Source organism: Paraburkholderia sp. HC6.4b (assembly GCF_014200875.1).
Classification (GTDB): Bacteria; Pseudomonadota; Gammaproteobacteria; order Burkholderiales; family Burkholderiaceae; genus Paraburkholderia; species Paraburkholderia tuberum.
In genome coordinates this window covers 353,442-366,348 of the sequence record NZ_JACHDC010000005.1, presented here as the reverse complement: position 1 = coordinate 366,348, position 12,907 = coordinate 353,442, and the positions used below count along the sequence as shown (strand labels likewise).

The following is a 12,907-nucleotide window of genomic DNA, read 5'->3' as shown; positions in this document are numbered from 1 at the left end:
AGCCGCAACGAGGCTCACGCCGACACGTCATGCGACGCGCGAGCGCCGCAGGAACGCCGGAATCGAGCTGACCACATCCGGCTTGCCAGCATTGCCGGCGATGAACGGGCTCCACGGTTGCGCGCGAATCGGTCCCTTGGTGTGCCACACGACGTTGAACTGGCCATCCGCGCGTACCTCGCCGATCATCACCGGCTTGTGCAGATGGTGGTTGCCGTCCATCTCGAGCGTGAAGCCCGACGGTGCGGCGAAAGTCTGGCCGACCATCGCGACGCGCACCTTGTCGACCTCGGTGCTCTTTGCTTTCTCGACCGCCTGCTTCCACATATGCATGCCGACGAAGGTCGCTTCCATCGGATCGTTGGTCACGCGCTTCGTGCCGCCCGGCAGGTTGTTGTCCTTGACCCACGTGGCCCATTGCTTCTTGAACTTCTCGTTGGTCGGGTTGCGCAACGACATGAAGTAGTTCCAGGCCGCGAGATTGCCGACGAGTGGCTTCGTATCGATGCCGCGCAGCTCCTCTTCGCCGACCGAGAACGCGACGACCGGCACATCCGACGCCTTCAGCCCCTGGTTGCCGAGCTCCTTGTAGAACGGCACGTTCGAATCGCCGTTCACGGTCGAGATCACGGCAGTCTTGCCGCCTTGCGAGAAGGTCTTGATGTTCGCGACGATGGTCTGATAGTCGCTGTGGCCGAACGGTGTATAGACCTCCTGAATGTCGGCTTCCTGCACGCCCTTCGATTTGAGGAACGCGCGCAGGATCTTGTTGGTCGTGCGCGGATACACATAGTCGGTGCCGAGCAGGAAGAAGCGCTTTGCGCCGCCGCCTTCGGCGCTCATCAGGTATTCGGTCGCGGGAATCGCCTGCTGGTTCGGCGCGGCGCCCGTATAGAACACGTTGCGCGACATTTCCTCGCCTTCGTACTGCACCGGATAGAACAGCAGGCCGTTCAGCTCCTCGAACACCGGCAGCACCGACTTGCGCGACACCGAGGTCCAGCAGCCGAACACGACCGCGCACTTGTCCTGAGTCAGAAGCTGGCGCGCCTTCTCGGCGAACAGCGGCCAGTTCGACGCTGGGTCGACGACCACGGGCTGGATCTGACGGCCCATCACACCGCCGTTCTTGTTGATGTCGGCGATCGTCATCAACGCGGTGTCTTTCAGCGAAGTTTCGGAGATCGCCATCGTGCCGGACAGCGAATGCAGGATGCCCACCTTGATCGGGCCGCTATCGGACTGCGCGTGCGCGAACGGCACACGGCCCGCGAGCGCGAGCGCGCCGGACATGGAGCCGAACTTCAACAGACTGCGACGTTTCATGTGCTTTCCCCTTGTCATTGATGGTCACTGTTTTATGAGCGTCGATTTCAGCCAGCCTGGCTGAGCTCGCACGACTAGCCACTTGTCTACTGCAAGGCACATGCCATGTGACACATTCGACGCGGTGCGCGTGCGATGCCCGTTGCGGCGCGGCTATCGGCGCGAGGGCGGCGCGTAGAGCCATCGATGCCGCGGCGCGAAAGTGGTGCAGTCGCGCGCGCCGCGCCTCGTTCAGGTGCGTGTCGCGCCGCGACGAAGCGCACTTCGCCGCCAGCGAAGCGCCGCTGGCGCGCGTGGGGCATCGGCGGTGCATGGTCGGTGCATCGGCGGCATCGGGGCGCCGCGTCTTTGTGCATGACGACAGAACGCGCCCCCGACAGCCCATCCGATATGTCAGCCTTCCGGGGGGACTTGCTAGTCGCAGCTAATCTGCTTGACGATTCCACCGGGGCCATAGACAAGCCGGCATTCTTTATAGGAAGCGGATAGTTGCCTTGTAAGCACGATGCCAGTGCCTGCTATCGTGCCAGTGTCCTAAACCGATGATTCGGGTTCTACTTCAAGGGAATCAAACTCTATAAGTAATTCAGCGCCTAGTGTGGCCTCAAGAACCGCAATGTTTTTCAACGGCTTCCCTTTCCCCCACGAGTAAGCTTTGTCCAGCGAGGCTAGTGCCTTCCGGTACTCATCCGAATTGAAATCGGTTAGCACCTTGATTGAGTAGACGATGTTCTGTATCAGAAAGTCGTTGGCCCAACATCGGGTGGCCCCGCCGAACAACAGCCGTACTCGGTCTTTCTTGTTATCGAACATCAGACGAAGTTCGACAACCTCCTTGTCCATGTCCGCTGCTATACCGAGCAGGTACCAGTCGTGAAATGATACGTACTGTTCAATGATTTTCATCTTGGGTCATCCATCCATCAGGGGTTCCAAGGACTGAAGGGTACAACCAAGCCCCCACCGTCTCGCGCGCTGCCATTCCAGTTATGTGCGTGCGGTTTCATGCCATTGTGAAAATGGTCGAAATCCAGGTCTACAACAGGTTTCCCATCATCTCCGAATAGCCGCATCTGCCCACTGCCCGGATTCGTGTACCACGTTCCCGGCTCGCCCTCGTTTGGAGTTTTGGCAATGTCGAATGAGTCAACATCAGCGATACCCGACTGGTATTCGAACGGCTGCGCGTCACCAAGCAGCGTCGATGCGTCTCCATCGCCGGCTCGCGCACCGATCACGGCGACAGCGACATCGAGCAGACTGCCGTCGCTACTGCGACCAGACGCGGCGGCAGGTGCGGCAAACAACCGGACTTGCCGCGTGACCTGCTCGTACGGGCCGGACCGTATGAGCCTGTCGTTCGGGAGATCGGCTGCCCTCACCGCAAAATTCGTCAGCGGCGTGCTATGGGTTTGCGGAAACAGGTCAGCACGACGGCCTTTGACGGCAAGCAGGCCTCCCCGCCGCACCTCTGCGAGAAGCGCATTGATGACCCACCAGCCATCGGTGTCAGGGTCACGGTCTCGGAAAGCTTGAAACGGTAGGGACAGACGCCGCCCAATGCTTTTGATCAGATCCTGGTCCCGTTCCCACTCGCTATGGTTCAGTCCGGCGATACCGAGAAATTCCCTGGTATCTGCTTTGGCCCTCTCGAGGTCGGCGGCCTTCCTCAGGCACGCCTTGAAATGCCACTCATCACCGATTACATAACAAGCACCCAAGGGCCTCTGACAGCGCAGCTCCACGGAGTGCATCTCAAACACGGACAAGGACATAGGTATGTCGACGATCGATACGAAGTCGCTGCCCGGATCGGCAGCGATCAGATAATCACCGTGCGACAGGTTGTCCGTACATGGGCGACGGCCCAAAATTTTGGCTGCTCTAGCGACCGTGCGCAGCACCAAAGACAAACGGCGCAAGGACCGTCAGCCCTTGCGCCGCTTCAACGCGCTACCTTCGCGCCGAATCTCAGTAAGTCGGAACCGACGGATCGACCTGACGCGACCACGCGTCGATCCCGCCTTGCAGATTGAACACGTTGGTGTGTCCGCGCGATTCGAGGAACATCGCGACCTGCGCGCTGCGCGCACCGTGATGGCAGATGCAGACGATCTGCGCGTCGTCATCGAGTTCTTCGCTGCGCGCGGGAATCTCGCGCATCGGAATCGACACGATGCCGGCGATCGACGCCGTTTGCAGTTCCCACGGCTCGCGTACGTCGAGCAGCACGGGTGCGGGGCGCGAGGTATCGGCGAGCCATTCGGCGAGTGCGGGAGCGGTCAGGTTTTGCATCAGCGAGACATCCAGTTCGTGGGACGGCAGCTTACTCGCCGCCCGTCCAGATCAATAATACAGCGCGAAGCGCAGCGAAAAAGTGCCGCTTAGAACCTGAACCGCGCCGGCTGCACCGCGTTGGCGAGCGGCTCGACATAGGTTTCGAACACGTCGGAGATGCGGTATTGCTTCTCGTCGATGCGCGTGATGATTTGCGCCTTCATCACCGGCGCGCTGCCGACGAACGCCGCGAGACGGCCGCCGACCTTCAGCTGTTCGAGGATTTCCTGCGGCAGCACCGGCAGACCGCCCGACACGCAGATCACGTCGTACGGTGCCGCGCCGGTCCAGCCGCGCGCGGCGTCGCCGGTCGCGACTTCGACGTTCAGCACGCCGTTGGCGATCAGGTTGCTCTTCGCGAACTCGGCCAGTTCCGGTTCGATGTCGACGCTCAACACGTGTTGCGCGCGATGCGCGAGCAGCGCCGCCATGTAACCCGAGCCCGCGCCGATTTCCAGCACGCTTTCGTGCTTCTTCACCGCGAGTTCCTGCAGCACGCGCGCCTCGACGCGCGGCGCCAGCATGTGCTGGCCGGCCGGCAGCGGCACTTCGAAGTCCGCAAAAGCCAGGTCGCGGTAAGCGGCGGGGACGAAATTCTCACGTTTGACGATCGACAGCAGATTCAGCACGTCCTGGTCGAGCACTTCCCAGGGGCGGATCTGCTGTTCGATCATGTTGAAACGCGCTTGCTCGATGTTCATGGTGGATTCGGCGGTTTTGGTTTGGCGAGCGGGCGGCGGCTGCCGCAGACTTTTGTCCTGACCCGGCCCCGGCGGATTGCCGGCGGCCGCGGCTTCGGAGCAAGGCATTCGCATCGCAAGCCGCGTCAGGGGAACGGCGGGATTGTATCAAATGGCGGACTCGCGCCGGCCGCTCGCGGGCAAGCGCCAGGCCGGGCGGCCCCCGTGTTAATCCCTAGCGATCCGTCCTTGCGATTCGCATCGCCATCGCCACAAAATGTAATCGATTACATTTTTGCTGCGAGGTCGTGTGTCCCGAACGCCGTCCCGATCGTCGCCGGCCGTGGTGTCCGGCGCGAGCAGTCAACCGCAACCCCAGCCGCAGAGGCGCTCGCCGCGCGCGGCCGACGGGCCGTCGATCGCCGGCGTGGCCGAGCAGGCGGGCGTGTCGGTCGCGACGGTGTCGCGTGTGCTGAACGGCCACGAGAACGTGCGGACCGCTACCCGCGACAGGGTGCTCGCCGCGATCGACGCGAGCGGCTACCGCGTCAACGAACTTGCGCGCAATCTGCGCACCGCCGAAAGCCGCCTGCTGCTGACGATGGTGCCGGACTTCGGCAATCCGTTTTACGCGGAGATCGTGCGCGGTATCGACAGCGTCGCGCGTCGGCACGGCTATTTCATGCTGCTATGCGACACCGGCGCGGACCCGGGGCGTGAGCGCAGCTATTTCGACATGCTGCGGCGGCGCCGCGCGGACGGCGCGATCTGCCTCGATCCGGCGACCATCCAGCAGGCGCTCGGCGAGGCGTCGCAGGCGCTGCCGTGGGTCGCGTGCTGCGAGTTCGATCCGCAGATGGGCGTGCCCTACGTCGGCATCGACAACTACCGCGCGGCCGGCGACGCGGTGCGCCACCTGCTCACGCGCGGCCACCGGCGCATCGGCTTGATCAATTCCGACGTCGACTATCTGTATGCGCGCCAGCGTCAGCAGGGCTACCTCGACGCCTTGAGCGACGCGGGCATCGCGCCCGACCCGCGCTGGCGCATGAATCTGAACAGCCTCGATTACGAGGCGGGTGCCTCGGCCGCGGCTGGCTTGATGCGGCAGCCCGACGCGCCGAGCGCGATTTTCGCGGTGTCGGACACGCTCGCGATCGGCGTGATCCACGGCTTGCGCAGCGTCGGCAAGCGCGTGCCCGACGACGTCGCCGTGGCCGGCTTCGACGACATCTCGCTCGCCGCGCAGATCGATCCGCCGCTCACGACGATCGCGCAGCCGATGCGCGAGCTCGGCGAGACCGCCGCGCGTCTGCTGCTGCAACGCCTCGCGAATCCGCAGGCCAACGTGCCGGGCGTGCTGCTGCCGCATCGCCTCGTGATCCGCGGGAGTGCGTGAGCCATGAGCCTCGCGATCCGTTTCGACGACATCCGCAAGGACTTCGGGCCCGTGCGCGTGCTGCACGGCGTGAGCTTCGAACTCGCACCCGGCCGCATCTACGGTCTGCTCGGCGAGAACGGCGCGGGCAAGTCGACGCTGATGAAAATCCTCGCCGGCTATGAAACGGCAACGTCAGGCAGCGTGCTGGTCGATGGCCACGCGCAGCGCTTCGCCGGCTCACGCGACGCCGAGGCGCAGGGCATCGTTCTGATCCACCAGGAGTTCAACCTCGCCGAGCATCTGACGATCGCGCAGAACATGTACCTCGGTCACGAGAAGCGCCGCGGCTGGTTAGTCGACGATGCCGCGATGCGCAGCGACGCCGCGCGCTATCTTGCGCAGGTCGGGCTCGAGCGCGCGCCGGACACGAAGGTGCGCGAGCTGATCGTCGCGGAAAAGCAGATGGTCGAGATCGCGAAGGCGCTGTCGCGCCGTGCGCGTCTCCTGATCATGGACGAGCCGACCGCGACGCTGACGCCCGCCGAGACCGAACGGCTCTTCGCGCTGATGCTGAAGCTCAAGGCCGATGGCGTGACGATCGTCTACATCTCGCACAAGCTCGATGAAGTGGAGCGCATCACCGACGAAGTGATCGTGATGCGCGATGGCCGCTTCGTCGCGCGCGGTGAAACCGCGGGGCTCGCGCGTCAGCAGATGGCGAACCTGATGGTCGGGCGCGACGTGTCCGACATGTTCCCCGACAAGCAGACGGTGCCCGCCGACACGCCGATCGCGTTGCGTGTGAACGGCCTGACGGTGCCCGACTGGGTCGAGGATCTGAGCTTCGAGGTGCGCGCGGGCGAAGTGCTCGGCTTCGCGGGCCTCGTCGGCGCGGGCCGCACCGAGGCGTTCGAGGCGATCATCGGCTTGCGCAAACGCACGGGCGGCACGATTGAAATCGCCGGCCGGGCAGTCGATCTGAAGAACCCGCGCGACGCGATGCGCCACGGTCTCACGTATCTGAGCGAGGACCGTAAGGGCAAGGGTCTGCACGTCGACCTGAGCCTGCAGGACAACGTCACGCTGATGACGCTCGAACGCTACGCGCATCCGCTGCTCGACATGAAAGCGGGGCGCGCGGCCTTGCAGAAGGCCGTCGGCGAATTCGGCATTCGTACCGGCGACCTGTCGAGCCGCGCGCGCATGCTGTCGGGCGGCAACCAGCAGAAGCTCGCGCTCGCGAAGTTCCTGCAGCCCGACCCGAACGTGATCGTGCTCGACGAGCCGACGCGCGGCGTCGACGTCGGCGCGAAACGCGACATCTACTTCCTGATTCATCGTCTCGCCGCGCAGGGCCGTGCGGTGATCGTCATTTCATCCGAACTGGTCGAGCTGATCGGCTTGTGCCATCGCGTCGCCGTCATGCGCGCGGGACATCTGCAAGCGACGCTGACGCTCGAGCATCTGACTGAACAGGAGTTGATCGCTCATGCGACCGGCACCCACTGAAGCCGTGCAATCACGGCGCGCGCTGCGCGTCGCGCAGCGGCTCTATACGCTCGGGCCGCTCGCCGGGCTGATCTTGCTGTGCATCGTCGGCACGCTGCTCAATCGCGACTTCGCGACGCTCGACAACCTGATGAACGTGCTCACGCGCACGTCGTTCATCGGCATCATCGCGGTCGGCATGACCTTCGTGATCATCTCGGGCGGCATCGATCTGTCGGTCGGCTCGATGGCCGCGCTGATCGCGGGCATCATGATCTGGCTGATGAACGGGCTCGCGGCGGGCGCCGCCGGCCATGCGTTGCCGCCGCTCGTGATCGTGACGATCGGCATCGTCGCGGCGTTCGTGCTCGGCGCGCTGTTCGGCTGCGCGCATGGGCTGCTGATCACCAAAGGGCGCATCGAGCCGTTCATCGTCACCCTGGGCACGCTCGGGATTTTTCGCGCGGTGCTGACATGGCTGGCCGATGGCGGCGCGCTGACGCTCAATGATTCGCTATCGGACCTCTACGGTCCGGTCTATTACGCGAGCCTGTTCGGCGTGCCGGTGCCGATCTGGGTGTTTCTCGTGGTCGCGGCCGGCGGCGCGCTGATCCTCAATCGCACCGCGTTCGGCCGGCACGTGCAGGCGATCGGCTCGAACGAACAGGTCGCGCGTTATGCGGCGATTCGCGTCGATACGGTGAAGATCGTCACTTATGTGCTGCTGGGGATTTGCGTGGGCGTGGCCACCGTGCTCTACGTGCCGCGCCTCGGCTCCGCCACGCCGACCACGGGCCTGTTGTGGGAGCTCGAAGCGATTGCGTCGGTGGTGGTCGGCGGCACCGCGCTCAAGGGCGGCGAGGGACGCGTGATCGGCACCGTGATCGGCGCGATCCTGCTGTCGGTGATCGCGAACATCCTGAACCTGACCAGCATCATCAGCGTGTATCTGAACGCGGCGGTGCAGGGCGTCGTGATTATTTTCGTCGCGTTCGTGCAGCGTGGGCGGCGCTAGCGGCGCCCTTCAAGGCGGCGGCGCCGCAGTGACGACAGCGCAGCGAAGAAAACGCAGCGAAGCAGGCGTAGCAAAGCAGGCGCGGTAAACCAACGGCAGGTCCGAAAAATCGAGGCGAGCGAACGCCTCATGATTGGAGACACACACCATGAAGCAAGTCATTCGAGCGATCGGCGCCTGCGTGCTGGCGTTGGGGATACTGGGCACGAGCGGCGCGGCGCGCGCCGACGACAAGGTCACGCTGGGCGTCGCGATTCCGACGGCCGATCACGGCTTCACCGGCGGCATCGTCTGGTGGGCGAACAAGGCGAAGGCGGATCTCGATAAGGCGCATCCCGATCTGAAAGTGATCGTGAAAACGGCCGCCAACGCGCCCGAGCAGGCGAACCAGTTGCAGGATCTCGTGACGGTCAACAAGATCAACGCGCTCGTGATCTTCCCGTACGAATCGGCGACGCTGACACAGCCGGTCGAGCAGGTGAAGAAGAAAGGCGTGTACGTGACGGTGGTCGATCGCGGCCTGACGAACACGAGCGCGCAGGACGCCTACGTGGCCGGCGACAACACCGCGTTCGGCAAGATTCCGGCCGAGTACCTGGCGAAGGCACTCGACGGCAAGGGCAACGTCGTCGCGCTGCGCGGCATTCCGACCACGCTCGACAACGAGCGCTGGACCGCCTTCACCGGCGTGATGAAAAACTATCCGGACATCAAGATTCTCGACGCCAAGTACGCGAACTGGAATCGCGACGACGCGTTCAAGGTGATGCAGGACTACCTGACGCGCTTCAAGCATATCGACGCCGTATGGGCCGCCGACGACGACATGGCGGTCGGCGTGCTGAAGGCGATCGATCAGGCGAAGCGCAACGACATCAAGATCGTGTTCGGCGGCGCGGGCTCGAAGGGCATGGTGAAGAACGTGATGGACGGCGCGCCGATGATCAAGGCCGACGTGTCGTACTCGCCGAAATTCATCTACGACGCGATCAAGCTGACGGCCGAAGCGCGGCTGAAGGGCGACAAGCTGCCGGCCACCACGATCATTCCGTCGGTGCTGATCACGAAGGAAAACGCCCAGCAGTTCTATTTCCCCGACTCGCCGTTCTGAGCGGCGCGCCGAGCATCGTCTAGCACGCGCGGGCGCGGCCCGCGCGCAAAGTTCGAGGAACCGTACGATGAAAACCATCAAAGGGCCGGCGATTTTTCTCGCGCAGTTCGTGGGCGACGACGTGCCGTTCGACAACCTCGCGCATCTCGCGGATTGGGCCGCGGGTCTCGGCTTCAAGGGCATCCAGGTGCCGTGCGATCCGCGCCTGATCGATCTCGACAAGGCGGCCGCGAGCGACGCGTATTGCGACGAACTGCGCGAGAGCGTCGACAACGCGGGCGTCGCGATCACCGAACTATCGACCCATCTGCAAGGGCAACTGGTCGCCGTGCATCCGGCTTACGACACGCTGTTCGACGGCTTCGCCGCGCCGCAGGTGCGCGGCAATCCGGCGGCGCGCACCGAATGGGCGACCGCGCAGATGAAGCTCGCGGCGCAGGCGTCGCGTCGTTTGGGCCTGAGCACGCACGTGTCGTTTTCGGGCGCGCTCGCGTGGCCGTATCTGTACCCGTGGCCGCAGCGGCCGGCCGGTCTCGTCGAAGCCGCGTTCGAAGAGCTCGCGCGCCGCTGGACGCCGATTCTCGATGCGTTCGACGCGGCCGGCGTCGATGTCTGCTACGAACTGCATCCGGGCGAAGACCTGCACGACGGCGTGACGTTCGAGCGCTTTCTCGCGGCGGTCGATCAGCATCCGCGCGCGAACATCCTGTACGACCCGAGCCACTTCGTGCTGCAACAGCTCGACTATCTCGCGTTCATCGATATCTACCACGAGCGCATCAAGGCGTTTCATGTGAAGGACGCGGAGTTTCGTCCGACCGGCAAGCAGGGCGTGTACGGCGGGTACAGCGGCTGGGTCGAACGCGCGGGGCGGTTTCGCTCGCTCGGCGATGGTCAGATCGACTTCGGCGCGATCTTCTCGAAGATGGCGCAGTTCGATTTTCCGGGCTGGGCCGTGCTCGAATGGGAATGCGCATTGAAGCATCCGCACGACGGCGCGCGCGAAGGCGCGGCGTTCATTCGCCGGCACATCATCCGCGTGGCCGAGCGTGCGTTCGATGACTTCGCGGGAAGCGGTGTCGATACCGCGCAGTTAAAAAGCGTGCTCGGCATCTGACGGGCGGGCGGTGACAGCCGACGCAACACATGGGAGCGCAAACAATGCAGCGAAGAAGGCTCAGGCTGGGGATGGTCGGCGGCGGGCAGGGCGCGTTCATCGGCGCCGTGCATCGGATCGCCGCGCGGCTCGACGATCGTTTCGAACTGGTGGCGGGCGCGTTGTCGTCCGATTCCGAGCGGGCGCGGGCGAGCGCCGTCGAAGCGGGCATCGCGCGCAGCTACGCGGATTGGCGCGAGATGGCGCGCGCCGAGGCCGCGCGCGAGGACGGCATCGACGCGGTCGCGATCGTCACGCCGAATCATCTGCACGCGCCGGTCGCGACGGCGTTTCTCGAAGCCGGCATCCACGTGATCTGCGACAAGCCGCTCGCGGTTTCGCTCGCCGAAGGTGAAGCGCTCGCGAAGCTCGCGCAGTCAAAAAAGCGGCTGTTTGCGTTGACGCATACCTATTCGGGCTACCCGCTCGTGCGGCATGCGCGCGAGCTGGTCGAACGTGGCGAACTGGGCGAGATTCGCGTCGTGCAGGTCGAGTATGCGCAGGACTGGCTCGCCGAGCCGGTCGAAACAGGCGGCGCGAACAGGCAGGCAAGCTGGCGCACCGATCCGGCGTTGGCGGGACCGGCCGGGTGCCTCGGCGATATCGGCACGCACGCGTATCAACTGGCCGCTTTCGTGACGGGGATGATGCCGCGCGCGCTGTCGGCCGAGTTGCACACGTTCGTAGCGGGGCGTCGTGTCGACGATCACGTGCAGGCGATGCTGCGTTATGCGAACGGCGCGCGCGGCATGTTGTGGGCGAGCCAGGTGGCGAGCGGCGCGGAGAACGCGCTGCGCTTGCGCGTGTATGGCACGAAGGCGGGACTCGCGTTCGATCAGGAGGAGCCGAACGCCTTGTGGTTCACGCCGTTGGGCGGCGCTGCCGAACGATTGACGCGCGCTCGGGTGAACAGTCAGGTTGCCGCGCATGCGACGCGCGTGCCGGCCGGGCATCCGGAAGGCTATCTGGAAGCGTTCGCGCAGTTGTACCAGGATGCGGCGTTGCAGATCGATGCGTTGAACGATGGTCGCGCGCCGCCAGCCGAGAGCCTGCTGTTGACGACGGTCGATGATGGCGTCGACGGTTTGCGGTTTATCGACGCGGTGCTGAAAAGTAGTGCGGCGGATGGACGGTGGGTGGAGATCGAAGAGGCGTGAAGCGTTGCAACAAAACGCCAGGTCGGCGAAGCTGCCGAAGCGTCAACCGCCCTTGCTTTTCTTGATCTGCGCTTCGAACGCGATATCGAGCTTGCTGGCCTTGCGCGGCTTCTGCGGGCCGTACGCGTCGACGAACTTGACGAAGTCGTCGAGCGTCAGCGGGTCGGACACTTTCTTGTCGACTCCGCTCGATTTGTCGACCAGATAGAACAGGCCGCCCGACAGACTGATCGCGGCGAAGCGCGGGTTGCCGCTGCGCGTTTTCAGGCGCTCGACGGCGTGGATGGCTCGGGTGGTGCGCATGATGGGGACTGCGGCGGCTGATTGACGAGAGCGTTACTTTAACAATTATGCCGACGGTATGCGGTTGGGGACTAAGCACGAAAACACGCGATGAACCACGACCCGCTCGGCGACAGCGGAGAAGGGTGGCTCGCGCTCGTGCTTCGGCGCCGCGCTCCGGCTTACTCGCTCAACTCCCGATGCAACGCCCGATACTCCTGCGCCAGCTTATGCCCCGGATCGAGATGAATGACGGGTGTCGCCAGCTGATGCGACTCACGGATCTTCACCGACGATGACAAGCGCGACCCCAGCACCGGCAAGCCTTCGCCGATCAGTTCGTCGACGAGCTTTTGCGGCAGGCTCGCGCGAGGCTGGAACTGGTTGATGACGATGCCCTCCACCTGCAGCGCCTCGTTGTGATCCTGCTGGATCTCCTTGACGTTTTCGAGCAGCGTGTAGAGCGCGCGACGCGAGAAGTCGTCGCAGTCGAACGGAATCAGACAACGCTCGACGGCGATCAGCGCCGAGCGCGTGTAGAAGTTCAGCGCGGGCGGCGTGTCGATGTAAATCGCGTCGTACATGTCGAGTTCGTTCAGCGCGTCGCGCAGCTTGTAGATCTTGTAGCGCGATTCGAGCTTGCCGTGCAGCGTGTCGAGGTCCGGATGGGCGGGCATCACGTCGAGATTCTCGAAGCGCGTCGGATGGATGAACGAGGTCGCTTCCACGGGTTTGAAGCTGAAGCCGAGCGCGGTTTCGAAGAAGCCCGCGACAGTGGGGTTGACCTCGCTCGCCTGGGCGCCGAGCAGGTACTGGGTCGAATTCGCCTGAGCGTCGAGGTCGATCACCAGCGTACGCAGCCCTTCGCTCGCGCTGATGGCCGCCAGGTTGCAGACGATGGTCGATTTGCCTACGCCACCTTTCTGATTGAATACAACGCGCCGCATGGTCTCCCCTTGAACGGAAGCGGTTAC

Annotated in this window: 13 protein-coding genes; 6 read left to right on the top strand and 7 right to left on the bottom strand. The window is 64.2% G+C overall.

Annotated elements, in window-relative coordinates; translation table 11 throughout:
* Nucleotides 1-27: 27 nt before the first annotated feature.
* The 5 genes from urtA to HDG34_RS10325 form a co-directional block, all read right to left on the bottom strand.
* A complete protein-coding gene (gene urtA, locus HDG34_RS10345) occupies nucleotides 28-1,326 on the bottom strand; it encodes an urea ABC transporter substrate-binding protein (RefSeq protein WP_184020929.1) in 1,299 nt (432 codons plus the stop codon).
* Nucleotides 1,327-1,860: 534 nt separating this feature from the next.
* Complete coding sequence (locus HDG34_RS10340; protein ID WP_184059690.1) at nucleotides 1,861-2,232, bottom strand: hypothetical protein; 372 nt, start codon at nucleotides 2,230-2,232, stop codon at nucleotides 1,861-1,863.
* A gap of 17 nt (nucleotides 2,233-2,249) precedes the next feature.
* Nucleotides 2,250-3,248, bottom strand: a complete 999-nt coding sequence (locus tag HDG34_RS10335; protein ID WP_184059688.1) for a hypothetical protein — start codon at nucleotides 3,246-3,248, stop codon at nucleotides 2,250-2,252.
* Nucleotides 3,249-3,297: 49 nt separating this feature from the next.
* A complete protein-coding gene (locus tag HDG34_RS10330; protein WP_018419659.1) occupies nucleotides 3,298-3,621 on the bottom strand; it encodes a rhodanese-like domain-containing protein in 324 nt (107 codons plus the stop codon).
* Between the two features lie 89 nt (nucleotides 3,622-3,710).
* Nucleotides 3,711-4,364 carry a protein-L-isoaspartate O-methyltransferase gene (locus tag HDG34_RS10325; RefSeq protein WP_090805605.1) on the bottom strand — a complete coding sequence of 218 codons (654 nt, stop codon included), beginning with the start codon at nucleotides 4,362-4,364 and terminating at the stop codon, nucleotides 3,711-3,713.
* A 289-nt stretch (nucleotides 4,365-4,653) separates the two neighbouring features.
* Here HDG34_RS10325 and HDG34_RS10320 point away from each other — a divergent pair, with 289 nt between their 5' ends.
* The 6 genes from HDG34_RS10320 to HDG34_RS10295 all read left to right on the top strand — a co-directional run bounded on the left by HDG34_RS10320 (nucleotide 4,654) and on the right by HDG34_RS10295 (nucleotide 11,651).
* A complete protein-coding gene (locus HDG34_RS10320; RefSeq protein ID WP_184059686.1) occupies nucleotides 4,654-5,742 on the top strand; it encodes a LacI family DNA-binding transcriptional regulator in 1,089 nt (362 codons plus the stop codon).
* A gap of 3 nt (nucleotides 5,743-5,745) precedes the next feature.
* Nucleotides 5,746-7,233 (top strand): sugar ABC transporter ATP-binding protein, encoded by a 1,488-nt coding sequence (locus HDG34_RS10315; protein ID WP_090803381.1) that lies wholly within the window; start codon nucleotides 5,746-5,748, stop codon nucleotides 7,231-7,233.
* Entirely contained in the window at nucleotides 7,214-8,227 is a 1,014-nt protein-coding gene (locus HDG34_RS10310) for an ABC transporter permease (RefSeq protein ID WP_090803383.1), read from the top strand. Before HDG34_RS10315 ends, HDG34_RS10310 begins: the two co-directional genes overlap by 20 nt.
* Nucleotides 8,228-8,375: 148 nt before the next feature.
* Complete coding sequence (locus HDG34_RS10305) at nucleotides 8,376-9,338, top strand: substrate-binding domain-containing protein (protein WP_184059684.1); 963 nt, start codon at nucleotides 8,376-8,378, stop codon at nucleotides 9,336-9,338.
* Between the two features lie 67 nt (nucleotides 9,339-9,405).
* Nucleotides 9,406-10,455 carry a sugar phosphate isomerase/epimerase gene (locus HDG34_RS10300; protein ID WP_184059682.1) on the top strand — a complete coding sequence of 350 codons (1,050 nt, stop codon included), beginning with the start codon at nucleotides 9,406-9,408 and terminating at the stop codon, nucleotides 10,453-10,455.
* A 44-nt stretch (nucleotides 10,456-10,499) separates the two neighbouring features.
* Nucleotides 10,500-11,651, top strand: a complete 1,152-nt coding sequence (locus HDG34_RS10295) for a Gfo/Idh/MocA family protein (RefSeq protein WP_184059680.1) — start codon at nucleotides 10,500-10,502, stop codon at nucleotides 11,649-11,651.
* A 42-nt stretch (nucleotides 11,652-11,693) separates the two neighbouring features.
* Here the strand turns inward: HDG34_RS10295 and HDG34_RS10290 are convergent, their stop codons facing one another.
* Together HDG34_RS10290 and HDG34_RS10285 are read right to left on the bottom strand one after the other, a co-directional pair.
* Entirely contained in the window at nucleotides 11,694-11,954 is a 261-nt protein-coding gene (locus HDG34_RS10290) for a hypothetical protein (RefSeq protein WP_062127059.1), read from the bottom strand.
* 161 nt (nucleotides 11,955-12,115) lie between these two features.
* Nucleotides 12,116-12,880: a ParA family protein gene (locus HDG34_RS10285; RefSeq protein WP_184059677.1), complete on the bottom strand. Its 765-nt coding sequence runs from the start codon at nucleotides 12,878-12,880 to the stop codon at nucleotides 12,116-12,118.
* Between the last annotated feature and the right edge of the window lie 27 nt (nucleotides 12,881-12,907).